Here is a 23,853-nt window from a genome sequence, read left to right as displayed (position 1 = left end):
GAGAAACTATGTATTACTTTATTCCTTCATGGAGTGGCAGTGGGGATCGGGTTTGGCACCGGGATATTGTCCCTTGGTACCGCTCCATGCAACGACTGGAGTTTGATGACTCGATTCATCAGATTCGGATTTTTCAAAGTGAAAATCTGCCAGTCCAGCTGCTTTTGCCAGCCTATATGCCGCATGCCCGCTACCTCTTGCATCGGCAGGATATTTTTGAGACGGACTATTACTCGGTCTTTGATGAGATTCAGGGAATCCAGTCTAAAGAAATGCAGGTCTTGCAAATCAAGGATCTGGACTGGGAGCCAGACTGTGAATTTGTCTATACACCGTTTCTAGTCATGGTCCGCAGGCAGGGGCAGCTCTATGCCCATGTCGAGTTTGGAGTAGAAGGCTTTATCAGCTTCATCAAGTTTTTCAAGGATGACCAGCTGGAGAAGTTTTATATCTTTGATGATCGGGGCTTTGTCTCCAGTATCACCTATTATGAAGAAGGTCAGCCTCTGTATCAGGACTACCTGCAGCCGGATGGTGACTGGCGGATTCGTGAGCATCTCAAGCCTGACGACTGCCGGGTAGAGGTCAATCCTGCTTACTTACTGGACTTTGATAAGCTGGAGTATGAGCGGATGCCGGACTTGATCTTGGAGAAATTGGGCCACTATATCGAGCGTAATGCAAGAGCTGACAGCCGGTTTGTCCTAGCAACGCATCCCTTATACACTCAAGCCATTTTGCGCTTATTGCCCCAGCAGGTTCAAGTCATTCTCAGCTTTTTCCACGAGCGCAATCATACAGTGGATTGGTCAGCTCTAGAAGCAGATTTGAAGCAGGCAGATTTAGTCTTGACTGATCGTATGGACTTCAAGAAGGCTATTCAGCGCTACCTGCCTGGGCAGGCTCAGAAGGTGCATTACCTGTCGCCTTTTGATACTCGTCTGCAGTTGGGCAAGAGTCAGCGCCGCCGTGAATCCAAGATTTTTTATCAGATTAATCTGGAAGAAGGGCTTAATGACTATGCCATCTTCAAGGTTCTCCACTATGTGGCCAAGCATCCGGATACGGAGCTGACTATCGGTGTTTACAATGCTTGGCAGGAAGGAATCCAAAAGGTGGAGACCAAGGTGCAGGAGGTTATTGATGAGTATCTGAATCAATATGAATTTGTCAAGAACTACCGGCGCAGTGAGCAGGCTGAGAATGCCCTGCTGGAAAATCAGGAGCAGGACCTCCGTTTCACCATTAAAAATATCACAGACGAGCTCAGCTTGATTCAGGAGCTGGATGATACGCGGTTAATCATCGACCTGAGTGAGCAGCCCAATCTCTATACGCAGATTGCTGGGATTTCTGCCGGGATTCCGCAGATCAATCTGGTGGGCTCGGACTATGTGACCCATCTGCAAAATGGCTACATCTTGGACTCTATCTCTGATCTACCAACTGCTGCAGACTATTACTTGGAAGGTTTGAAAAATTGGAACCAGGCCTTGATTTATTCCATTGAAAAAATCCATCATAATACTGGTCTGGAGCTGATTGGCCGGTGGGAGCAGTGGCTCAAGGAGGCTGAGAATGCAAAATAAGCTGAAAATCTTACAGATTGGCTCAAGCGACTGGAGCAAGGAGCTTGCCATTCCAGACAATATGGCCTGGTATTATTTCTTTCCTAACTCCAATCTAGCCATCAAAAAGGTCATGGAAATGGATAAGATTGTCAAGTTTGATGCGATTCTGGTGGACGACCTGCGTCGGATTCCAGATTTGTTTATGATTGAATCCAAGATTATCCCTTATACGGTCTTCTATGATCAGGAACAGGAAACCCAGGAAGCGGATATTGAGTACTTTCTCAAGCGTCACTGCGCTCAGCCAACGGATATGAGCGATCGAGCTGACCTGATCCGCAAGCTGTCCAAGGCTCTCTTTTCCGGCCAGTATGGGGACAAGATGACTCCGCTTGATATGGTGGTTAGCCCCGGATTTCGGGGCAAGATTTGCTACAATGGCTATGAAAATCTAGAGCTGGAAGGGGACTTCGGTCAGGACTTTCAGCCAATCCTGTCATGGAAATACAATATTATTGCCAACAAGTTCAATCCAGTTGAACTCTGGCTTGAATATGAAAAGTCAGGCAGCTGTGAGCTGCGGCTGCGCCTCTATAATATCCAGGAAGGCTCGACTGCGGACATTGCTCGCGAGACTATTTTCGCAGAAGAGGATATGCGGGAATCCATGGTTCTGGACAATGACTTTACTTCCTATCTGGGCGTCAGTCTGGAGGCTAGAGGCGAGGGACGGATTCAGGTCGGGGCTCTGCATCAGCGCTTAACCCGCTATGAGTTTGGCAAGTACGTCCTGGGTGGAAAGATTCTCCGCGATAGCCATCGACAAGAGCTTAATTACTTCTTTTATCCAGGAGATTTGAAGCCACCTTTGGCTGTTTATTTCTCTGGTTACCGTCGGGCGGAAGGCTTCGAGGGCTTCGGAATGATGCGGAGTCTGGGCTGTCCTTTTCTCTTGTTTTCAGATCCGCGCGTGGATGGCGGTATGTTCTATCTGGGCAGTCAGGAGCTGGAGAGCAGTATTCATAAGATTATCCAAGAGCATTTGGACTTTCTGGGCTTTACCGAGCGGGACCTAATCCTGTCGGGGATGTCAATGGGGACCTACGGTGCTGTTTATTACGGATCGGAGTTTCGTCCGCGGGCTATCGTTTTGTCCAAGCCCTTGGGAAATCTAGGCACTATTGCCCAACGTGGCCGTTTACGCCTGCCCGAGGTCTTTCCGACGGCTCTAGATGTCCTTCACCGTCACACGGGTGGCAAAGATAAGGAGCATGTAGAGGAGCTGAATCAACGCTACTGGCGTAAGTTTGAGAAGGCTGATTTCAGTCGGACGACCTTTGGTATCGCCTATATGAAGGAAGAAGACTATGATCCGACGGCCTATGAGGACCTGGTAGCGGCTCTTCATCTGACTGAGGCTAAGCTGATTAGCAGAGGTGTCCCAGGACGGCATAATGACGACTTAGCTGTGTCTGTGTCTTGGTTTATGAATTATTATCGAATGATATTGGAAAAGGAATTTGGGAGAAAGAAATGAACATTCAAAAAAGAAAGGGCATTTACTGGGGAGAGCTGAGAGGGGTTTCGGCAGCTGGTAAAATGACTGACTTTACCTATCTCTATGGAACTACCCTTATTATTCATTCCCCTTCACATATATTTTTTGAAAATAAACTGATGGCCTCCGGACAGACCATCCATGAATGGTCTTCCCAATGGAATTATCAGCGAGACCGGCAGGTGCCTGCTCTCCCCTTGCTCAAAAAGGGAGCTCGCTATTGCCTGTCTAGAGATATGACCACCTATCCTGAATCCAGCGTCTTTCTGAAAATCATCTTCTTTGACCGCTATGAGAAAGAAATCAGCAATCAAGTGGAGCGCTCGGAGAGTATGATCTTCACCTATCCCAACGAAGCCTATAGTTATAAGGTTCAGCTGCTGAGTGCAGGAGTTGAGTCCTTAGAGTTTCATTGCCTAGACATTGACCGAATCATAGAGGAGTCTGATGATTAAAAATCATTTTCAAATTCAGCGCTTAAAGAAAATCTTAGCCAAAGTCAAGAGCTTTGAGTCAGAAATGGCTGGCTTGTCAGACGCTGATCTGCGAAAGAAAACACAGGAATTTAAGGAGAGACTGACCGCAGGTGAGACTTTAGACGACCTGCTGCCGGAGGCTTATGCTGTGGTGCGGGAAGCGGACAAGCGGGTGCTGGGCATGTTCCCCTACGATGTGCAGGTCATGGGGGCGATTGTTCTCCATGAAGGAAATGTCGCTGAGATGGCTACGGGAGAGGGCAAGACTCTGACGGCTACCATGCCGCTCTATCTCAATGCCCTGTCTGGACAAGGAGCTATGCTGGTGACCACCAATACCTATCTGGCTCTGCGGGATGCTCAGGAAATGGGGCAGGTCTATCGTTTTCTTGGGTTGACTATTGAGGCAGCGGTGGTAGCTGATGGGTCTGGAAATTTGACGCCCAAGCAGAAGCGGCTGATTTACCAGGCGGATATTGTCTATACGACCAATAGTGCCTTGGGCTTTGACTATCTGATTGAAAATCTAGCAGAGAATAAGGATAGCCAATACCTTAGCCCTTTCAACTATGTCATCATAGACGAGATTGACTCCATTCTCTTGGATAGCGCTCAGGTGCCTTTGGTTATCTCTGGTGCTCCTCGGGTTCAGTCAAACTTCTATAGTATCATGGATACCTTCATTACGACTTTGAAAGAAGACGAGGATTATCACTACGATGATGAGAAGAATGAAGTCTGGCTGACGTCGAAAGGTATTTTAGCGGCGGAGTCTTTTCTTGATTTGGAGCATCTTTTCTCCAAGGAAAATCAAGAGTTGGTCCGCCATCTCAATCTAGCCTTGCGGGCTCATAAACTCTATAAGAAGGACAAGGACTATGTTGTCCGCCAGGGTGACAAAGAAGCTGAAGTTGTACTTTTGGACCGCTCGACCGGCCGTCTGCTGGAAATGACCCGGCTTCAGGGAGGGCAGCACCAGGCCATTGAGGCCAAGGAGCATGTCAAGCTGACGGAGGAAACGCGGGCCATGGCTTCTATTACCTATCAGAATCTTTTCCGGCTATTTCGGAAAATCTCTGGTATGACCGGAACCGGCAAGGTGGTGGAGAGCGAGTTTATGGAGACTTACTCCATGTCTGTCATCAAGATCCCGACCAACCAGCCAGTGATTCGACAGGATTTGCCAGACCAGCTTTATCAGACCCTGCCAGAAAAAGTCTTTGCTTCATTGGACGAGGTCAAGCACTACCATGCCCAAGGCAATCCGCTCTTGATTTTCACCGGCTCAGTGGAGATGTCAGAGATTTACTCATCCCTACTGCTGAGAGAAGGAATCGCCCACAATCTGCTCAATGCCAACAATGCGGCGCGTGAGGCGCAGATCATCGCTGAGTCTGGACAGAAAGGTGCGGTGACGGTGGCTACATCCATGGCCGGCCGCGGTACGGATATAAAGCTGGGACCGGGTGTCGCTGATTTGGGTGGTCTCGTGGTGATTGGTACTGAGCGGATGGAGAACCAGCGGATTGACCTACAGATTCGTGGCCGTTCAGGCCGCCAAGGTGATCCGGGGATTAGTAAGTTTTTCATCTCGCTAGAGGATGATCTGCTCAGGAAGTGGGGGCCAGATTGGCTCAAGAAGTTCTACAAGGACTACTCAACTGAAGAAGTTCAGCAGCATCCAGTCCAGCTGGGACAGCGCCGCTTTAGACGCTTAGTGGCTAATGCTCAGAGAGCCAGCGAAAGCAGTGCCAAGATGTCCCGTCGAATGACGCTGGAATATGCCCAGTGTATGAAGATTCAGCGGGAGATTACCTATGCTGAGCGCAATCGCTTGATTCAAGCTGAAGAGCGGATTGATGAAGAAATCAGCCGTGTCCTCAGTCAGGTCATTCATCAGGCAGCCTATGAGCAGTCCTATGGGACGCGGGCTGACCTCTATCGCTTTATCTTAGACCATTTTAGCTATCATGCTGAGCGTATTCCTTATGATTTCGATATTTATTCGTCGGACAAAATTGCAGAGCTCTTGCAGGATATTGCCGAGCAGGAATTGCAGGCAAAGAAAGCCTATCTCAAGTCTGACAAGCTCTTTACCCATTTTCAGCGGGTGTCCGTTCTCAAGGCTATTGATGAGAACTGGGTCGAGCAGGTGGACTATCTGCAGCAGCTCAAGACAGCCTTGAACGGTCAGCATTTCTCTATGAAAAATCCTCTGGTAGAATATTATCAAGAGGCTTACGATGGCTTTGAATATATGAAGGAGCGCATGAAACAGCAGATTGTCAAGAATCTTTTGATGAGTGAATTGGCACTCAACCCTAAAGGAGAAGTCATCATGTACTTCCCGTAAGACGAGGAGAATATGACAGTATATAACATCAACTTAGGCATCGGCTGGGCCAGCAGCGGTGTAGAATACGCCCAAGCTTATCGGGCCCAGCTTCTGCGAAGAATCCAGCAGCCGGCTAAGTTTATCTTTATGGATATGATTTTAGCGGATAATATCCAGCATCTGACGGAAAATATTGGTTTTCTGGATGAGGAAGTTATCTGGCTTTATAATTACTTTACCGATATCAAGATTGCACCGACGACGGTGACGCTGGATCAGGTGCTGGCTCAAGTCGCAGGTCAGCCGGAGCGCTCGGAGAGAGAGGGCAAGATTGTCCGTTATTTCTATCCGCAGGATGATCAGTTTATCACTTGCTATCTGCGGCAGGAAGATCAGGACTTTGTGGAGCATGTGGAGTATGTCTCGCGGGGGAGATTGATTCGCAAGGATTATTTCTCCTATGTCCGCTATGCCAGCGAGTACTTCGCCCCCCACAATGACGCCGCAACCCTCTACCAGCGCCGTTTCTACAACGAAGACGGCAGTGTTGCCTATGACATGCTGATAGAAGATGGTCAGGAAGAGCTCTATCGCTTTCCAGATCGGATTTTCTATTCCAAGGCTGAGCTGGTTCGTTATTTTCTTCAGTGTTTGCAGCTGCAGGCAGATGATGTGGTCATCTTAGATAGAGAGACAGGGATTGGTCAGGTTGTCTTTGAGGAGAGTCAGAAGGCTAAGCTGGGAGTGGTGGTCCATGCGGAGCATTTTAGTGAAAATGCCAGCAGTGACGACTACATTCTCTGGAACAATTTTTATGACTACCAGTTTACCAATGCTGACAAGGTGGACTTCTTCATTGTGGCCACAGAGGCTCAGAAAAGGATTCTAGAGCAGCAGTTCCAGCATTACTCGGACAAGCAGCCCAAGATTGTCACCATACCGGTGGGGAGTCTCGACCAGTTGACTTATCCCAAAGAGCCTCGCAAGCCTTTCTCTATGATTACGGCTTCGCGTCTCGCTACGGAAAAGCATATCGATTGGCTAGTGGCAGCGACTGTCCAAGCCCATGCCCAGCTGCCTGAGCTGACTCTTGACATTTACGGTAAGGGGGGCGAAGAGGAGAAGCTGCGCCGCAGGATTGAGGAAGCAGGAGCTCAGGACTACATTCGGCTCAAGGGGCATGCAGATTTGAGCCAGATTTATGTAGGTTATGAGCTTTATCTGACGGCTTCAACCAGTGAAGGCTTTGGTCTAACGCTCATGGAAGCAGTTGGATCGGGTCTGCCTCTCATCGGCTTTGATGTCCGCTATGGCAATCAGACTTTTATCGATGATGGTAAAAATGGTTATCTGCTGCCGGTCAGTTCCAATCAGGTCGAGGATCAGATTATTGCTGCTTTTGTGGAGAAAATAGTAGCTCTCTTTAGCCAAGGACGAAAGCAGGAGATGAGCCAACACTCTTATCAAGTGGCCGAGAATTATTTGACCAGCCGGGTTGAAGCGGCTTGGTCCCAGCTTTTAAAGGAGGTCAGAGATGATTCAGCTCTTTGATTATTACAATCAGGAAACTCAGGATCTGCATGATTCCCTCCTTGCAGCTGGCTATGACTGTCCGACCATTGTCATTGAGGCCAATGGCTTTCTCCCGGACGATATGATTTCCCCCTATACTTATTTTTTAGGGGATGAAGAGGGAGTAGACCACCCGCTCTTTTTCAATCAAGTGCCAGTGCCACCTTTCTGGGAAATCACAGGCGACCATCAGGCGGCGCGTGTCAGTGACATGGGAGAAGAAAGGGCACGGATTCACTATGCAAGTCAGGCCAAGGGCCGGCTGGTCAAACAGGTAGATTGGCTGGATAAAAAAGGCCAGCTGCGACTGAGTGAGCGCTATAATAAGCAAGGCCGCTGCTTTGCCAAAACAGCCTATAAATCAGGCCAGGAGGCTTTCAACACAACCTACTACAGCACTGATGGTCAGGAGCGTATCGTGGAAAATCACGCCACCGGTGACATCATCCTGACCCTGGACCAAGAGCCCTTGCGGATTTTTAAAAGCCGAGTGGATTTTATCCGTTTCTTTTTAGAGCGGCTAGACTTTGACTTGGATCACATTCTCTTTAATTCGCTGGCTTATTCTTTCCTGGTTTCCCACAGCTTGACAGGTCGAGCTGGCCAGGATATTCTTTTTTGGCAGGAACCTCTGTATGACGAGCTTCCGGGCAATATGCAGCTGATTCTGGAAAATAGCCAGCTGCGGGCGCAGACCATTGTCATTCCAGACTTGGCGACTTATGAAAAGGCCATGAGTCTAGCTGCAGCTGACCAGCAGCATAAGTTCCTGCATATGGGCTATCATTATGACTTCAAGCGGGACAACTACCTACGAAAAGATGCCTTAATCCTGACCCATTCGGATCAGATTGAAGGCTTAGAGACCTTGGTTCAGTCCCTGCCGCAGCTAGTCTTTCGCATTGCTGCCCTCACGGAAATGTCACCTAAACTCTTATCTATGCTGTCCTATAAGAATGTTGTCCTTTATCAAAATGCCAGTCTCAAGCAGATCGAGCAGCTCTACTTGGAATCGGACATTTATCTGGATATCAATCACGGCGGTCAGGTCCTGCAGGCAGTACGTAAGGCTTTTGAGAATAATCTCTTGATCCTTGGCTTTGAGCAGACCCTGCATGACAGGCACTACATTGCCCAGCAGCATATTTTCGACAGCAGCCAGCCAGATCAACTGGCGTCGACTCTGGAAGAAGCCTTATCTGGTGTTGAGCAGATGCGATCAGCCTTGCAAGCTCAAGGCCGGCATGCCAACGATGTACCCGTCATTCTTTATCAGGAGACTCTCCAAAGTTTGTTAGGAGGTCAGCATGGCTAAAAAAGATTTATTTCATAAGGATATTGAGGGACGGTTAGATGAGCTTAAGCATGGCAAGCCCAAGAAAGAAAAGGCTAGCTTGGGAGAAAATCTCAACAAGACCTTTGTCATCGCCTTGGGCTTGATGATCTTGATTGGCTTGATTTTTACATTGATTGGAGCCTTGAGGAAATAAAATGCAAACAATATTGATTACACTTACCATTGTAGCAACCTTTGTCTTGATTTTACTGGTTAGTCTTCTTCCCAGAGAGAGCCAGCAATTTTACAGAGACACCAATACATCAATCGGCAAGTCAGGCTACTGGGAAACCTATCTCGCAAAGAAAATCCTAGTTCTTTTGGCAAGCCTTGCCTTGATTATTCTCATGATTTTCTTTATGATTCAATCCCTCTAGCATCTGTTTAGGAAGTTACTCAGACGACTGCTAAATAAGAAAGACCCTCTATTGCAGACAATGGAGGGAATTTTTATAAGCAAATTTTAGATGTAAAGGTTTTAATTTCTGAAAGCACCTTGATATTTTTCTGAAAAGGAGTAAACTGGATATACAAGTGATGGAGGTTTGGTATGAAATTATACGTTCAGTTGATGATTATTTTTATGATTTCCCTCGTTGGAGAAGGGATTTCAAGTGTTTTCCAACTGCCTGTTCCGGGCAGTATCATTGGTTTAGTCTTGCTATTTTTGGCTCTGCAGTTCAAGCTTCTGCGCCTGCGTCATATCAGCATGGTTGGCAATTTTCTTTTGGCAAATATGACCATTCTTTTTCTGCCTCCAGCAGTTGGTATCATGGATAAATTTCAGGTCATTGCACCTTATCTGCTGCCGATTATTTTGATTGTTTTAGGAGCAATTGTGCTTAATGTCTGCGTGATTGCAGTTGTGGTGCAGCTGATTAAGACTCGTTTCGAAGGAGATTATGAGGAAGGAGACGCCAGCAATGTCTGATTTATGGAGCAACCCTCTCTTTGGCCTTGCCTTGTCTATCTTGGCCTATCTGTTCGGCCTATTGATTTTTCGGAGATTTCCTCATCCCTTGACAACTCCTTTGCTGATTGCAGCAGTTTTGGTTATTGCTTTTTTGAAATTAACCGGTATTTCCTACAAGGATTACTATGTCGGCGGCTCCTATTTAAACAACCTAATTGTGCCATCTACGGTTGCTTTGGGGATTCCGCTTTACAAGACTTTTCATTTGATGAAGCACCATGCGCGCAGTATTTTGATTGGGACCTTTGCGGCGGTTGTAGTCAATACCAGCTTTACGGCTCTGCTGGCTAAGTTTTTCGGCATGGATTTCTTTCTGGCTGTTTCTCTTTTTCCGAAATCTGTCACAACGGCCATGGCTGTCGGTATCACAGACAAGCTGCAAGGTCTTGCTACAGTGACATTAGTGGTGGTGGTTGCGACGGGCATTCTGACCAGTGTCTTAGGACCAACGCTTCTTAAGCTCTTAAAAATCACAGACCCGGTAGCTATTGGTCTAGCTTTAGGGGGAACAGGCCATGCGGTAGGAACGGGGACCGCCTTTAAATACGGTCAGGTCGCAGGAGCTATGGCAGGACTTGCGATTGGCGTGACGGGCCTCATGTACGTTCTGGTCAGCCCCATCGTGGCAGCGATTATTCTGAAGTAAAAATAAACAAGGTTGAAACGTTTTGTTTCAACCTTGTTTTGCTTATTGCAGATTTAGTTTGTTTTTTACGATGGCATAGATTGTAAAATAGAAACCGAAAATTTTGACGAGTTCAAAGACGATTCGGATAATAATGAAGCCATCTAGCATCTGTTCAAAGTCCGAAGAGGAGTAACTGTAATCATATAAACTAAGTAGTCCATATGAATCAAAAGAACTAGGTAAGAAGAGTGACAAGACTGCTAGAACAGTCCAAATCAAAAATCCGAAGAGCACAGCCATCATAATCCGATTCTTCTTGAAAAGCTGTCCGACTGAGATTGCTAGGTAAAAGAAGAGGATACCAGAAAGGATTTGAAGGAGATTAAGGAAGCCGTATTTGACAATCCATAGCCAGAAATTTTGTATTCCGTCTATAAATTTAAAAATCTCATCGAATGAATAGCCTACAAGGGGAAGAGCAATGCCAAAGATGACTAAACCACTAATAAACATGGTCAGCATACACAAGAGGGTCCAAACAAATGCGGAAAGAAGCTTGGACAGAAGAATCTGATGCGGGGTGACCGGCAAGGTCCAAGTCAGGTAGCCTTCTCTCCCAAAGACATTTTTATAAAATCGGCGGATAATAATGATGGTATTGGATAGAAAGACTGCGCAAGATGCAGAAAACAGCAAGAGAAATAGTAGATAGAAAGTGATAATAACACCACTAATAGACAATGGATGTTCACTATAGCGATTCATTGCCTCAGGTCTTAGGATGCTGCCAGCTATGATTCCCATAAAGACTGATAGAGTGAGAAGAATGGCAAAGGTGATACAATACCATTTGTAATTAGACTTAAAGTCGTATTTAAACAGTTTTCCAAACATATAATGAAGACCTCCTAATAAAAGCGAAACTGGCTGCGGAAGAGATTATCAATGGATTGATTGTACTGTTGACGCAGCTGATTAGCATTTTCATGCAAAAAGATCTGACCTTGGTTAATCAGGATTACTTCATCCAAGATTGGCTCGATATCTGCGATCAAGTGGGTGGAAATGATGACAGAAGACTGAGGTGTGCGGTTTTGAATGATGGTTTGCAGGATATAGTCGCGAGCAGCCGGATCAACACCACCGATAGGCTCGTCTAGGATATACAGTTCCGCATGGCGGCTCATGACCAGAATGAGCTGCATTTTTTCTTTATTTCCTTTTGAAAGGCTTCCGATGCGTGCTTGAGGATCGATATGAAGATCCTTTAGAAGCTGCATGGCTTTCGTGCTGTCAAAATTATCATAAAAATCTTGAAAATATTTTACAGCTTCGATTACTTTGGAGCTGTCGCTCAGATAAGTCGTATCTGGCAGATAGGAAACGATTCTTTTGGTATCAGGAGAAGGTTTGACGCCTTTGAGATAAATATGACCAGAGGTCGGCTGCAAGAGACCATTGATAAGCTTGATAATAGTTGTCTTGCCGCTTCCATTAGGACCTAGAAGTCCGATAATTCTGCCAGGTTGGATGTTTAAGCTCACATCATACAGGGCGGGTGCGTCGCCATAATTTTTATGGACATGGTCAAGATAGACCAGAGGATACTGATTCATACATATCTCCTTTATTTTCTTCAATTTACAATTATTATACCTTTTCCTTAGGAAAATGGCAAAGAAAGCCGGAAAGAGGGAATGGAATCTTTCTGTTCAGTCAAACTCCTATTTCCCTCATTCAGTGAATTGCGGTATAATAGTTGTAAGAAGAAGCAAAGCATGTTCAAGGAGAAAAATGTGGTGATACAACTTGATACCAAGACTGTTTACAGTTTTATGGATAGCTTGATCCCGATAAAGAAATATGTGCAAAAAGCCAAGGAGTTAGGATACAGCCATCTGGGCATGATGGATGTGGACAATCTCTATGGAGCCTATCATTTTTTAGAGGAAGCCGAATCTGCGGGACTGCAGCCGCTTTTAGGCTTGGAGCTGAGTCTGATTAAGGAAGAGCGGGAGCTTCATCTCCGTCTGCTGGCCTTGGACAGTCAGGGCTATCGCAATCTGATGAAAGTCTCGACTCTCAAGATGATGGGACAAAAAAATTGGGAGGATTTCCAGCATCTCTTTAAGGGATTGGCTGTGATTGTTCCTGCTTTTGACGGAGTAGCAGATCTGGATTTGGGGTTGGATTTTTATGTTGGTGTCTTTCCAGCAACGCCTAAGCAGGAGTTCGGTTGGCCAACCCTGCCCCTGCATACCGTCCGATATTTTGACACGGGGGATTTGGAAACCTTGCAGATGCTCCGGGCTATTCGAGAAAATGCCAGCCTGCGGGAGATTGGCAGCCTTCCCAATCATGAGTTTTTGCTGGCACCAGATGCTCTGGCAGGAGCTTTTAAGGAAACTTTCCCAGAGAGTCTGGCTAATCTTGAGAAGCTAGTCCGTCATGTTCACTATGATATCAATAGGGAGCTGAAACTGCCCCGCTTTAATCGGGAGCGACCAGCCGTGGAAGAGTTGCGGGAGCGCTCCGAAGCTGGCTTAAAAAAACGCGGTTTAACAGGTAAACTTTATCAGGAACGGCTGGACCAGGAGCTGGATGTCATTCATCAGATGGGCTTTGATGATTATTTCCTCATCGTCTGGGATTTGCTGCGCTTTGGTCGCAGTCAGGGCTATTATATGGGCATGGGTAGAGGATCTGCTGTCGGCAGTCTGGTGGCCTATGCTTTGGAGATTACTGGGATTGACCCAGTCAAGAACAACCTGCTCTTTGAGCGCTTTCTAAATCTAGAGCGCTATACCATGCCCGATATTGATATTGATATTCCTGATGTTTACCGGCCAGAGTTTATCCGCTATGTTCGCGACCGCTATGGCAGTATGCATGCAGCTCAGATTGTGACCTACTCGACCTTTGGAGCCAAGCAGGCCATTCGCGATGTTTTCAAGCGCTTTGGTTTGCCAGAGTATGAACTGACCAATATCACCAAGAAAATCCGCTTCGGGGATAGTCTGACCACTGCTTATGAGAAAAATATGGCCTTTCGTCAGATTATCAATAGTAAGCTGGAATATCAAAAAGCCTTTGATATTGCTAAAAAGATCGAAGGTCATCCCCGTCAGACTTCTATCCATGCAGCTGGCGTTGTGATGAGCGACAATGACCTGACAGACCAGATACCGCTCAAATACGGTGAGGACATGTATATCACCCAATATGATGCCCACGGTGTGGAGAGCAACGGTCTTCTCAAGATGGACTTTCTGGGCTTGCGCAATCTGACCTTTGTCCAGCGGATGAAAGAAGCAACCCTGAAAAAATATGAGGTAGATATTGAGATTGCTGAGATTGACTTGGAGGATGCAGAAACTCTGAAACTCTTTGCGGCTGGCCAGACCAAGGGGATTTTCCAGTTTGAGCAGCCAGGTGCAATCAGCCTGCTTAATCGGGTTCAGCCAGTTTGCTTTGAGGAAGTAGTGGCCACAACCTCTCTCAATCGTCCTGGAGCCAGTGATTATATTGACAATTTTGTCAAGAGAAAACATGGACTGGAGCAGGTGGAGTTGATTGATGACAGTTTGGCTGATATTTTAGCTCCGACTTATGGTATCATGCTCTACCAAGAGCAGGTTATGCAGGTAGCCCAGCGTTTTGGTGGCTTTAGTCTGGGGAAAGCCGATATTTTACGAAGAGCAATGGGTAAGAAAAATGCTGCTGAAATGCATCGCATGCAGGAGGACTTTGTTGCAGGTGCTCTCAAGCTAGGGCATTCGGAATCCAAAGCCAAGGAAGTCTTTGCTATTATGGAGAAGTTTGCTGGTTATGGCTTTAACCGCAGCCACGCCTATGCCTACTCAGCTCTGGCCTTTCAGTTGGCTTTCTTCAAGGCTCACTATCCAGATGTTTTCTTTGATGTCATGCTTAATTATTCTAGCAGTGACTATATCACCGATGCCCTGAGTTTTGACTTTGAAACAGCACCCCTTAGCATCAATAATATTCCCTACCATGATAAGTTTCAGGATAAAAAGATTTTTTTGGGTCTGAAAAATATCAAAGGCTTGCCTAGGGATTTGGCATACTGGATTATCGAAGAGCGACAAAATGCTGCCTTTACTGGGGTAGAAGACTTTATTCTGCGCCTACCTCAGAATTACCATAAGATTCCACTGCTGACTCCTCTAATCCAGCTGGGGCTCTTTGACAGTTTTGAGAAAAATCGCCAAAAAATTTTAGCCAATCTGCCTAATCTATTTGTATTTGCGGATGAGCTAGGTAGTCTCTTTGCGGATACGACTTATTCTTGGACAGAGGCTCAGGATTTTAGCGATGCTGAAAAGTTTGAGCTGGAACAGAGCATTATCGGTGTGGGGCTTAGCGATCACCCCTTGGTTAAACTGGCCAAAGAAGCGGACCAGCCCTTTAGCTGGATTAGTGAGCTGACGGAAAATAGCAGAGCTAAGATTTTAGCTCAAGTCCAGACTATCAAGACTATCCGGACTAAAAAGGGTGAGAATATGGCCTTCTTGCAGGTTTCAGATACGAAGAAAAAACTGGATGTTACCCTCTTTCCTGATACCTATCGTCAGTTGGCCGAACGTATTAAGGAGAAGGGGATTTACTACTTGACTGGCAAGGTGCAGGAACGGGATGGACGATTACAGTTGGTCTTGTCAGATATCGAAGAAACCACTACAGAACGCTTCTGGATAAAGCTTGCGGGCCATGAACATGATCGGGAAATATCTCAGATTTTGCAGAAATACCCCGGTAATATTCCGGTTGTCCTGCGTTATGAAGATGAGAAGCGAACCATGTATGCACCGCATTTTCGAGTGGAGAAATCGGAGCAGCTGCAAGAGGAATTAAAGAATTATACTATGAAAACGATTTTTCGTTAAAAAATATGGAAAATAAGAGAATTTTCATGATGATTGTGGTATAATCTATAAGAATGTTAAAAAGAAAAAGGAGCAAAAAGCGAAATGAAACGTATTGCTGTTTTGACTAGTGGTGGTGATGCCCCTGGTATGAATGCTGCCATCCGTGCGGTTGTTCGTAAAGCAATTTCCGAAGGAATGGAAGTTTACGGTATTTATGATGGTTACGCTGGAATGGTAGCTGGCGAGATTTACCCACTTGATGCAACATCAGTTGGTGACATTATTTCTCGCGGTGGAACTTTCCTTCACTCTGCTCGTTACCCTGAGTTTGCCCAAGTTGAAGGGCAGCTGAAAGGGATTGAGCAGCTTAAAAAACATGGAATCGAAGGTGTCGTTGTTATCGGTGGAGATGGATCTTACCACGGTGCGATGCGCTTGACAGAGCATGGCTTCCCAGCTGTCGGTGTTCCAGGAACCATTGACAATGATATCGTCGGAACAGACTTCACTATCGGTTTTGATACTGCTGTTACTACAGCTATGGATGCGATTGACAAGATTCGGGATACCTCATCCAGTCACCGCCGTACTTTCGTTATCGAAGTAATGGGTCGTAATGCTGGTGATATTGCTCTTTGGGCAGGTATTGCATCTGGTGCGGACGAAATCATCGTTCCTGAAGAAGGTTTCAAGATCGAAGAAGTTGTTGAAAGCATTAAGAATGGCTATGCCAAGGGTAAGAAGCACAACATCATCGTCTTGGCTGAGGGTGTCATGTCAGCGGATGAATTCGCTGAGAAGCTAAAAGAAGCTGGTGATATGAGCGACTTACGTGTCACAGAGCTCGGACATATCCAGCGTGGGGGCTCACCGACTGCGCGTGACCGTGTTCTTGCATCTCGTATGGGAGCACATGCTGTTAAACTGCTTAAAGAAGGTATCGGCGGAGTTGCTGTTGGAATCCGCAATGAGCAGATGGTTGAAAGCCCAATTCTGGGAACTGCTGAAGAAGGAGCACTCTTTAGCTTGACTGCTGAAGGCAAGATTGTTGTCAATAATCCGCACAAGGCTGATCTGGACTTGGCTGATTTGAACCGCAGCATCAATATTTAATTATTATTTGTTATTCAGGCCAAGAGGCCAAATAGAAGAAGGAGTTTCATACAATCATGAATAAACGTGTAAAAATCGTTGCAACATTAGGTCCTGCGGTAGAAATCCGCGGTGGAAAAAAATTCGGTGATGACGGATATTGGGGAGAAAAGCTGGATGTTGAAGCATCAGCTCAAAACATTGCTAAGCTGATTGAAGCTGGCGCAAACACATTCCGTTTCAACTTCTCACACGGTGACCATGCTGAGCAAGGAGAGCGCATGGCAACTGTTAAGCGTGCAGAAGAAATTGCTGGTCAAAAAGTTGGTTTCCTTCTTGATACAAAAGGACCAGAAATTCGTACAGAATTGTTCGAAGGCGATGCAAAAGAGTATTCATACAAAACTGGTGAAAAAATCCGTGTTGCTACTAAGCAAGGTATCAAATCTACTCGTGAAGTAATTGCTTTGAACGTTGCTGGTGGATTGGACATCTATGATGATGTTGAAGTTGGCCGTCAAGTATTGGTTGACGATGGTAAACTTGGTCTTCGTGTTGTCGCAAAAGACGATGCTACTCGTGAATTTGAAGTAGAAGTTGAAAATGACGGTATCATTGCTAAGCAAAAAGGTGTGAACATCCCTAACACTAAGATTCCTTTCCCAGCACTTGCTGAGCGTGACAATGACGATATCCGCTTTGGTCTTGAGCAAGGAATCAACTTCATCGCGATTTCATTTGTACGTACTGCAAAAGACGTCAACGAAGTTCGTGCAATCTGTGAAGAAACTGGTAATGGACACGTTCAACTGTTCGCGAAAATCGAAAACCAACAAGGTATCGATAACTTGGACGAAATCATTGAAGCTGCTGACGGTATCATGATTGCCCGTGGTGACATGGGTATCGAAGTGCCATTCGAAATGGTTCCAGTTTACCAAAAGATGATTATCACTAAGGTAAATGCAGCTGGTAAAGTGGTTATCACAGCAACTAACATGCTTGAAACCATGACAGAAAAACCACGTGCAACTCGTTCAGAAGTATCAGACGTGTTTAACGCTGTTATCGACGGAACTGACGCAACTATGCTTTCAGGTGAGTCTGCAAATGGTAAATACCCACTTGAGTCAGTAACAACAATGGCTACTATCGATAAGAATGCTCAAACCCTTCTTAACGAATATGGCCGTTTGACAACTGATAACTTTGAGCGCAACTCTAAGACTGAAGTTATGGCTTCAGCAGTTAAAGATGCTACAAACTCAATGGATATCAAATTAGTAGTTACCCTTACTAAGACAGGTCACACAGCTCGCCTGATTTCTAAATACCGTCCAAACGCTGATATCTTGGCTATCACTTTTGACGAATTGACTCAACGCGGTCTTATGCTGAACTGGGGTGTTATTCCAGTGACTACTGAAACTCCATCTAATACAGATGATATGTTTGAAATCGCTGAAAAGATTGCAGTTGAGCAAGGCTTGGTTGAATCTGGTGATGATATCGTTATCGTTGCTGGTGTGCCGCTTGGTGAAGCAGTTCGTACCAACACAATGCGCATCCGTACAGTACGTTAATCTAAGATAATAAGAAGAACCGTTGATTGAAAAATCATCGGTTTTTTCTCTTGTCGAAGTGACGACCATTATCTTATGTGGGAAGAAGGACACATAAGCGTTTTGATTTTTGAAATAAGATTGTCCCTTTGTCTATTTTATCTAAAAATGATATAATGGTATAAAAGAGATGGGAGAGACGAATGTTAAAGAGAGATTTATTAAGAAATATCATTATTTTTTCAGTACTGGCAGCTATTATTATAGGACTGAGAGTTTTTATTTATACGCCTTATCGGGTGACTGAGCAAGACGGCAATGCTTACTTGGCAAAGAATGACTTGGTCTTGGCGACGAGAAAGCAAGACATCAAGCGTGGGGATTTTGTCCTCTATGAAGTGGACGGCAAAGACTATGTCGGCCGGGTCATTGCCCAGGAAAAGGATCAGGTAACCTATATGGATGATCTTCTTTACCTGAACGGTCAGGTCATGTCGGAAGAATATATCGAGAAAATGCGCGAGAAATATTTGGCTTCAGCAGGAAGTTCGGGTTACTACACTCATGATTTCTCTATTATGGATTTAAAAGACTCAAAGTCTGATAAAATTACTAAAGATTCTTATCTGATTCTTAATGACCGACGTGAAAATACGAAGGATAGCCGAGAATTTGGGCTCATCAAAGCCAGTCAAATCAAGGGAGTGGTGGAGTTCCGACTTTCACCGCTTAATGAATTTGGTTTTATTAAGAATAAATAAATTGAAGTCTATTTTCAACCAAGGCAGGGCAAGCCTTGGTTTTTTTCTTTGAAAATCAACTTTCAAGTTACAAGTAAACATAAAGATACTTGTCTTAATGTGGTATACTAATATCAAAAGACCGATAAAGGAGACTGCTCTTGAAGTCAAGAAAGAAAAAATTATTATTTTTGGCTATACTTGCACTGAGTTTTCTGACTGCATGTAGCAGCATAGTAAATAGAGATGGTGAAAAAATATGGATGTCAGAAACAGAAATGACTGAGCTTCATAAGAAAGAGAAAAAGCTTGCACTTTATATCATTAATCATTATGAAGATGTTCAAAAAATTGAATTTGATGAATTTTCCAAGAAAAAGTTCTGGGAAGCAGGTTCTGTTAGTGTGATTGTAAATGACACCAGCTATATACCACACATTTCTTTGGACTCAAAGGATAAAAACTATAATATAAATGATAGTTCTCGCACTGATTCTACAGAATTGACTTTTCGTCTGAAAAAGAAAGAGAAGGTCACAAATTTTAATGATACGGGTGAGACAGATGTTATTTACTCTGGAGAAAATGCTTGGCTGACGACTGAGGAAAAAGTAAAGTTACGCAACCAGGAAGAGGGGATGGCTCTATTTTTACTGAATCACTATGAAAATGTTGAAAAAATTGAATTTACAAAGATTTCAAGAAAGCCTTTTGGACAGGCAAGATATGCTGCTTTACTTGTTAATGATAAGATAAAGATTTATACCGACCTAGATGATAGCTATGACAACTATTATTTGTCTGACAATCCTGAAAAAGACGGCCTGAAAGCTAAAGAGAAACCAACAAATTTGCAAAGTCTAGATAGTATTACTGTTATTTATTATACAGGGAAATGAAGGATGTGTTGCAATGAAAAAGCCAGACTGACTTAATCATCGAACTGGTTTTTTCGTGTCTCTTGGTGAAAGATGTTTTGCCATACTTCGTGGCGGCGCCAGAGGCTGGTATGGATAACACCGTCCATTTCATAGCGGATGAGCTTGGTTTTCTGGCTGACAGAGAGCAGTTCAAAGTTTTTGATAGGTGTTTTTGAGGCTCTTTCTGCCTGAAACTCAGCTTTGTTCAGTTGTCGGCCATCTTGGGAAATGTAGAGAAATTCGGCGGACAGAAGTGTATCCAGTTGGCTGCCTTGCTCTACGAGTTGCTCACGAATGAGTAGGTTTGGGTAAAGATTTTCCAATCTCTCATCCTCGGGGATGGGAGCAGGCTCAATATGAATGTCAATATCAAAGACTCCGAAGCGCTCCATCAACATATCCTCAACCTGGTCCGCAATCTCATGGCTTTCAAAAACAGACAAATCCGGATTCATTTCCAAGATAATATCCAGATAGATATTACTGCCATAGGTCCGGCCACGCTGCGACTTGACCTGAGTGATTTTAGGAATTTCCAGTATAGCTTGCTTATAGTCCTGCAGCAAGCTTTCATCAAATCCGTCGGACAGGCTGAAGGAAGATTCCATAAAGATATCATAGGCAGTCTTGAGAATGAAGAAGGTAATGATAATGGCTGCTAGCTTATCAACGATTGGGAAATTGAAGGCACTGGCAATGATAGCAACTGAAGTGCCAATAGAAGTGACAGCGTCTGATAGGTTATCCTTGGCTGCGGCATCCAGAGCCTTGGAGTGAGCTTTTTTAGCTAGCGTTTTATTGTAAAAATAAACACCCAACATAATGATTGACGAGATAATCCCGACCACGGCACCAACAGGGTCAAGCTTGGTTTCTTGATTGGAGATGATCTTCTGAATGGTCTCAATCAAGACATCAAATCCAACGAAAAACATGATGAAAGATGTGATGAGACTGGCCAGATCTTCTATCTTCCAGTGGCCAAAGCGATGGTCACGGTCGGCTGGTTTTCTAGCCATACGCAGGCCAATTAAAACGGCGATATTAGCCACGATATCAGAGACGTTGTTGAAGCCATCGGCCGTCAGACTGGAGGACTGGAGGGTCGAGCCTGCGATAATCTTGAACGCGGAGAGAATCAGATAGGTAGCGATGGAAAGGATGGCTCCTCTCTCCGCTAGCTTCAGATTGTTACTAGGATTTTTCATGACAGCCTTTCTTTTTATGCGGGGCAGTAGAATGGAAAAGAGACTTGCGAAAAAGTCATCTCTGAACAGTTGCTCTAAGTCTCATATGGGCATATTATAGCAAAAATAGGCCTGATTTTCAATTTGCGTCGGGCTTAGGGTGCCTTAGATGACTTTGTCGAAAATCTAATCTAAAATCAGGAATTCCTCTTCTTTCTGGTTTAGCTTCATCAGGATTTTTGTTATAATAGTAGCATTGACTTTGAAAGAGGAAGAAAAATGCATCCTTTATTAAACGGTATGAATGACCGTCAGGCTGAGGCGGTTCAAACAACAGAAGGGCCTTTGCTGATTATGGCGGGAGCTGGATCGGGTAAGACCCGTGTCCTGACCCACCGCATTGCCTATTTGATTGATGAAAAAATGGTCAATCCTTGGAATATCCTTGCCATTACCTTTACCAATAAGGCGGCGCGGGAGATGAGAGAACGGGCTGAAAAACTTAAAACGGAAGCTCAAGATTGCTTAATCGCTACCTTCCACTCCATGTGTGTACGCATTCTGCGGCGAGAAGCAGATCATATTGGCTACAACCGCAACTTTACTATCGTTGATCCAGGTGAGCAGCGGACTCTGATGAAACGGATTCTCAAAAATCTCAATCTGGATCCTAAAAAGTGGAATGAGCGCGCCATTCTTGGGACTATTTCCAATGCTAAGAACGACCTGATTGATGAGGTGGCCTATGCAAATCTAGCTGATGATATGTATACAGAAATTGTGGCCAAGTGCTACACAGCCTATCAAAAGGAATTGCGCCAGTCTGAGGCTATGGACTTTGACGATTTGATTATGCTGACCCTGCGGCTTTTTGATCAAAATCCTGATGTTCTGACCTACTACCAGCAACGTTACCAGTATATCCATGTGGATGAGTATCAGGATACCAACCATGCTCAGTATCAGCTGGTCAAGCTCTTGGCTTCCCGCTTTAAGAATATTTGCGTAGTCGGAGATGCTGACCAGTCTATCTATGGCTGGCGGGGAGCCGATATGCAGAATATCCTGGACTTTGAAAAGGATTATCCAGAAGCTAAGGTAGTTCTGCTAGAGGAAAACTATCGTTCCACCAAGACCATTCTTCAGGCAGCTAATGAAGTCATCCGAAACAACCGCAACCGCCGTCCTAAAAATCTCTGGACTCAAAACGAAGACGGTGAGGAAATTGTCTACTATCGGGCTAATGACGAGCAGGATGAGGCTCTTTTTGTCGCCAGAACTATTGATCAGCTGAGCCGAGAAGGATACAGTCATAAGGATTTTGCAGTTCTTTACCGGACCAATGCCCAGTCACGGACGGTGGAGGAAGCCCTGCTCAAATCCAATATTCCCTATACCATGGTCGGTGGTACCAAGTTCTACAGCCGTAAGGAAATCCGCGATGTTATTTCTTATCTCAATCTCATCGCCAATCCTAGCGATAATATCAGCTATGAGCGCGTGGTCAATGAGCCAAAGCGTGGTGTTGGACCAGGAACGGTGGAGAAAATTCGGGATTTTGCAGCCAGTCAGGAAATCTCCTTGCTAGATGCGTCGGCCAATATCCTGCTGTCGCCAGTCAAGGGCAAGGCGGCTCAGGCGGTTTATGATTTTGCCAATATGCTTCTGGATTTGCGGGAGTGCTTGGATGATTATACAGTGACGGATCTGGTAGAAGCCGTTTTAGAAAAGACAGGCTATGCTGCAGCTTTGGCTGCGCAGGCAACCTTGGAAAGCAAAGCACGGATTGAAAATATCGAAGAATTCCTGTCTGTAACCAAGAATTTTGACGAAAGTCCAGACAATCCTACTGATGAGTCTGGTCTTGATAAGCTCAGCCGTTTTCTCAATGACTTAGCCTTGATTGCAGACACAGATGACGGAGATACGGAGAGTTCTGAAGTGACTTTGATGACCCTCCACGCAGCCAAGGGATTGGAATTTCCGGTCGTCTTTCTGGTTGGAATGGAGGAAAATGTCTTTCCTCTTAGCCGGGCATCTGAAGATGAAGATGAGTTGGAAGAGGAGCGGCGTCTGGCCTATGTCGGTATCACCCGAGCAGAGAAGATTCTCTATCTGACCAATGCCAATTCCCGTATGCTTTATGGTAAAACCAACTATAATCATCCTACACGCTTTTTGAGAGAAATCAGCTCAGACTTGCTAGACTATCAGGGACTGGCTCGACCGTCAAATAGCTCCTTTAAGGTTAGTTATACCAATAGTGATACCAGTCAATTCGGTCAAGGCATGAGTCTGGCCCAGGCCCTGCAAGAACGGAAGCGTCAGGCAGCACTAAGTTCCATTTCTACAGGCAGTCTGCCTTTTGGAAAGAGCGGTCAGAGCCAGCCATCTAAGCCAGAAGTTGCTTGGGCTATTGGAGATATTGCCCACCATAAGAAATGGGGCGATGGGACAGTTCTAGCAGTCTCTGGCAACGGCAATAGCCAAGAGCTCAAGATTAATTTCCCAGAAGTCGGTCTGAAGAAAGTGCTGGCCAGCATAGCACCGATTGAGAAAAAATCATGATGAGGCAGTCGATTGAAGCCTGGATCTATCATCCAGAGGATCGAGAAATCTTGCTCTTGAAAGTGGAAGCTGAGAAAGTTTCCTTTTGGCAGCCTATTACTGGTGGGATTGAGAGCGGCGAGAGTCCAGAAGAGGCCTGCCTTCGTGAAATAAAAGAAGAGACTGGCTTGCTCTTAGCTTGTTCAAATCTGACTAGTCTTGGAGATTTTACGGTAAAGATTGATGAAAATCTGACCATCCACAAAAATCTCTTTCTAGTTCTGACAGAGCAGAAAGAAATCCGGATTTCTGATGAGCATGTGGGAGCTCAGTGGGTAGCTTTAGACAAAGTTTCGTCGCAGTTGTACTGGCCCAGCAATCAGGCGACTTTTGAGATTATATCTGAGAAGCTATAAGATATAGCTTCTCTTTATTTCTTTTGATAAGGAAATTCTATTAGTCAAGCG

The 23,853-nt window shown here is 45.1% G+C and carries 20 protein-coding genes; 17 read left to right on the top strand and 3 right to left on the bottom strand.

The genetic code is table 11. The annotated features are described in order from the left end of the window. The first annotated feature begins 8 nt into the window (after positions 1-8). The 10 genes from asp1 (at position 9) to HMPREF9378_RS06410 (ending at position 10,467) form a co-directional block, all read left to right on the top strand. A complete protein-coding gene (gene asp1, locus HMPREF9378_RS06365) occupies positions 9-1,589 on the top strand; it encodes an accessory Sec system protein Asp1 (RefSeq protein ID WP_002900682.1) in 1,581 nt (526 codons plus the stop codon). Further along, positions 1,579-3,108 (top strand): accessory Sec system protein Asp2, encoded by a 1,530-nt coding sequence (gene asp2, locus HMPREF9378_RS06370; protein WP_002900679.1) that lies wholly within the window; start codon positions 1,579-1,581, stop codon positions 3,106-3,108. Before asp1 ends, asp2 begins: the two co-directional genes overlap by 11 nt. After that, positions 3,105-3,584, top strand: a complete 480-nt coding sequence (asp3, locus tag HMPREF9378_RS06375; RefSeq protein ID WP_002900677.1) for an accessory Sec system protein Asp3 — start codon at positions 3,105-3,107, stop codon at positions 3,582-3,584. Before asp2 ends, asp3 begins: the two co-directional genes overlap by 4 nt. Next, entirely contained in the window at positions 3,577-5,958 is a 2,382-nt protein-coding gene (gene secA2, locus HMPREF9378_RS06380) for an accessory Sec system translocase SecA2 (protein ID WP_002913702.1), read from the top strand. Before asp3 ends, secA2 begins: the two co-directional genes overlap by 8 nt. Positions 5,959-5,970: 12 nt before the next feature. Then, a complete protein-coding gene (gtfA, locus tag HMPREF9378_RS06385; RefSeq protein ID WP_002913701.1) occupies positions 5,971-7,491 on the top strand; it encodes an accessory Sec system glycosyltransferase GtfA in 1,521 nt (506 codons plus the stop codon). Beyond that, positions 7,475-8,827 carry an accessory Sec system glycosylation chaperone GtfB gene (gene gtfB / locus HMPREF9378_RS06390; RefSeq protein ID WP_002913700.1) on the top strand — a complete coding sequence of 451 codons (1,353 nt, stop codon included), beginning with the start codon at positions 7,475-7,477 and terminating at the stop codon, positions 8,825-8,827. Before gtfA ends, gtfB begins: the two co-directional genes overlap by 17 nt. Then, the gene (gene asp4, locus HMPREF9378_RS06395; protein WP_002913699.1) at positions 8,820-9,002 is read left to right on the top strand and encodes an accessory Sec system protein Asp4; all 183 of its coding nucleotides are present in this window, start codon (positions 8,820-8,822) and stop codon (positions 9,000-9,002) included. Before gtfB ends, asp4 begins: the two co-directional genes overlap by 8 nt. Before the next feature lies 1 nt (position 9,003). Continuing rightward, positions 9,004-9,225 carry an accessory Sec system protein Asp5 gene (asp5, locus tag HMPREF9378_RS06400; protein WP_002913698.1) on the top strand — a complete coding sequence of 74 codons (222 nt, stop codon included), beginning with the start codon at positions 9,004-9,006 and terminating at the stop codon, positions 9,223-9,225. Positions 9,226-9,398: 173 nt separating this feature from the next. Further along, positions 9,399-9,779, top strand: a complete 381-nt coding sequence (locus HMPREF9378_RS06405) for a CidA/LrgA family protein (RefSeq protein WP_002895927.1) — start codon at positions 9,399-9,401, stop codon at positions 9,777-9,779. Next, entirely contained in the window at positions 9,772-10,467 is a 696-nt protein-coding gene (locus HMPREF9378_RS06410; RefSeq protein WP_002897855.1) for an LrgB family protein, read from the top strand. The genes HMPREF9378_RS06405 and HMPREF9378_RS06410 overlap by 8 nt, the downstream gene beginning before the upstream one ends. A 42-nt stretch (positions 10,468-10,509) precedes the next feature. Here HMPREF9378_RS06410 and HMPREF9378_RS06415 read toward each other — a convergent pair whose 3' ends face one another. Together HMPREF9378_RS06415 and HMPREF9378_RS06420 are read right to left on the bottom strand one after the other, a co-directional pair. After that, on the bottom strand, positions 10,510-11,343 hold the full coding sequence (locus HMPREF9378_RS06415) for a hypothetical protein (protein WP_002913697.1): 834 nt from the start codon (positions 11,341-11,343) through the stop codon (positions 10,510-10,512). 14 nt (positions 11,344-11,357) lie between these two features. Beyond that, complete coding sequence (locus HMPREF9378_RS06420) at positions 11,358-12,065, bottom strand: ABC transporter ATP-binding protein (RefSeq protein WP_002913696.1); 708 nt, start codon at positions 12,063-12,065, stop codon at positions 11,358-11,360. 180 nt (positions 12,066-12,245) lie between these two features. Here HMPREF9378_RS06420 and HMPREF9378_RS06425 point away from each other — a divergent pair, with 180 nt between their 5' ends. The 5 genes from HMPREF9378_RS06425 to HMPREF9378_RS06445 all read left to right on the top strand — a co-directional run bounded on the left by HMPREF9378_RS06425 (position 12,246) and on the right by HMPREF9378_RS06445 (position 19,631). Next, a complete protein-coding gene (locus HMPREF9378_RS06425; RefSeq protein WP_032910445.1) occupies positions 12,246-15,356 on the top strand; it encodes a DNA polymerase III subunit alpha in 3,111 nt (1,036 codons plus the stop codon). 84 nt (positions 15,357-15,440) lie between these two features. Then, positions 15,441-16,451 (top strand): 6-phosphofructokinase, encoded by a 1,011-nt coding sequence (gene pfkA / locus HMPREF9378_RS06430; RefSeq protein WP_002895919.1) that lies wholly within the window; start codon positions 15,441-15,443, stop codon positions 16,449-16,451. A 56-nt stretch (positions 16,452-16,507) separates the two neighbouring features. Then, positions 16,508-18,013, top strand: a complete 1,506-nt coding sequence (gene pyk / locus HMPREF9378_RS06435) for a pyruvate kinase (protein WP_002897851.1) — start codon at positions 16,508-16,510, stop codon at positions 18,011-18,013. Positions 18,014-18,195: 182 nt separating this feature from the next. Then, on the top strand, positions 18,196-18,753 hold the full coding sequence (gene lepB / locus HMPREF9378_RS06440; RefSeq protein ID WP_002900661.1) for a signal peptidase I: 558 nt from the start codon (positions 18,196-18,198) through the stop codon (positions 18,751-18,753). Between the two features lie 140 nt (positions 18,754-18,893). Beyond that, positions 18,894-19,631, top strand: coding sequence for a hypothetical protein (locus tag HMPREF9378_RS06445; protein WP_002900660.1), 738 nt, complete (start codon positions 18,894-18,896; stop codon positions 19,629-19,631). 32 nt (positions 19,632-19,663) lie between these two features. Here the strand turns inward: HMPREF9378_RS06445 and HMPREF9378_RS06450 are convergent, their stop codons facing one another. Beyond that, positions 19,664-20,860 carry a cation diffusion facilitator family transporter gene (locus HMPREF9378_RS06450; protein ID WP_002900658.1) on the bottom strand — a complete coding sequence of 399 codons (1,197 nt, stop codon included), beginning with the start codon at positions 20,858-20,860 and terminating at the stop codon, positions 19,664-19,666. Positions 20,861-21,118: 258 nt separating this feature from the next. Between HMPREF9378_RS06450 and pcrA the strand changes: the two genes are divergently transcribed. Together pcrA and HMPREF9378_RS06460 are read left to right on the top strand one after the other, a co-directional pair. Continuing rightward, entirely contained in the window at positions 21,119-23,407 is a 2,289-nt protein-coding gene (pcrA, locus tag HMPREF9378_RS06455) for a DNA helicase PcrA (RefSeq protein WP_002900657.1), read from the top strand. Next, positions 23,404-23,802 (top strand): NUDIX hydrolase, encoded by a 399-nt coding sequence (locus tag HMPREF9378_RS06460; RefSeq protein WP_002900656.1) that lies wholly within the window; start codon positions 23,404-23,406, stop codon positions 23,800-23,802. The genes pcrA and HMPREF9378_RS06460 overlap by 4 nt, the downstream gene beginning before the upstream one ends. Positions 23,803-23,853: the final 51 nt, after the last annotated feature.

Origin of the sequence: Streptococcus sanguinis SK1 = NCTC 7863 (genome assembly GCF_000194945.1) — a bacterium.
Classification (GTDB): domain Bacteria; phylum Bacillota; class Bacilli; order Lactobacillales; family Streptococcaceae; genus Streptococcus; species Streptococcus sanguinis.
Note: the sequence above shows the minus strand (reverse complement) of the source record. Positions and strands in the feature narration are given on the sequence as shown.

Bases quoted from the DNA above. Each gene is read 5' to 3' on its own strand.
- HMPREF9378_RS06415 (WP_002913697.1), bottom strand. From the start codon at position 11,343: ATGTTTGGAAAACTGTTTAAATACGACTTTAAGTCTAATTACAAATGG.
- gtfB (WP_002913700.1), top strand. From the start codon at position 7,475: ATGATTCAGCTCTTTGATTATTACAATCAGGAAACTCAGGATCTGCAT.
- HMPREF9378_RS06405 (WP_002895927.1), top strand. From the start codon at position 9,399: ATGAAATTATACGTTCAGTTGATGATTATTTTTATGATTTCCCTCGTT.
- HMPREF9378_RS06460 (WP_002900656.1), top strand. From the start codon at position 23,404: ATGATGAGGCAGTCGATTGAAGCCTGGATCTATCATCCAGAGGATCGA.
- lepB (WP_002900661.1), top strand. From the start codon at position 18,196: ATGTTAAAGAGAGATTTATTAAGAAATATCATTATTTTTTCAGTACTG.
- asp3 (WP_002900677.1), top strand. From the start codon at position 3,105: ATGAACATTCAAAAAAGAAAGGGCATTTACTGGGGAGAGCTGAGAGGG.
- HMPREF9378_RS06410 (WP_002897855.1), top strand. From the start codon at position 9,772: ATGTCTGATTTATGGAGCAACCCTCTCTTTGGCCTTGCCTTGTCTATC.
- pyk (WP_002897851.1), top strand. From the start codon at position 16,508: ATGAATAAACGTGTAAAAATCGTTGCAACATTAGGTCCTGCGGTAGAA.
- asp1 (WP_002900682.1), top strand. From the start codon at position 9: ATGTATTACTTTATTCCTTCATGGAGTGGCAGTGGGGATCGGGTTTGG.
- HMPREF9378_RS06450 (WP_002900658.1), bottom strand. From the start codon at position 20,860: ATGAAAAATCCTAGTAACAATCTGAAGCTAGCGGAGAGAGGAGCCATC.
- HMPREF9378_RS06420 (WP_002913696.1), bottom strand. From the start codon at position 12,065: ATGAATCAGTATCCTCTGGTCTATCTTGACCATGTCCATAAAAATTAT.
- gtfA (WP_002913701.1), top strand. From the start codon at position 5,971: ATGACAGTATATAACATCAACTTAGGCATCGGCTGGGCCAGCAGCGGT.
- pfkA (WP_002895919.1), top strand. From the start codon at position 15,441: ATGAAACGTATTGCTGTTTTGACTAGTGGTGGTGATGCCCCTGGTATG.
- secA2 (WP_002913702.1), top strand. From the start codon at position 3,577: ATGATTAAAAATCATTTTCAAATTCAGCGCTTAAAGAAAATCTTAGCC.
- asp4 (WP_002913699.1), top strand. From the start codon at position 8,820: ATGGCTAAAAAAGATTTATTTCATAAGGATATTGAGGGACGGTTAGAT.
- pcrA (WP_002900657.1), top strand. From the start codon at position 21,119: ATGCATCCTTTATTAAACGGTATGAATGACCGTCAGGCTGAGGCGGTT.
- asp2 (WP_002900679.1), top strand. From the start codon at position 1,579: ATGCAAAATAAGCTGAAAATCTTACAGATTGGCTCAAGCGACTGGAGC.
- asp5 (WP_002913698.1), top strand. From the start codon at position 9,004: ATGCAAACAATATTGATTACACTTACCATTGTAGCAACCTTTGTCTTG.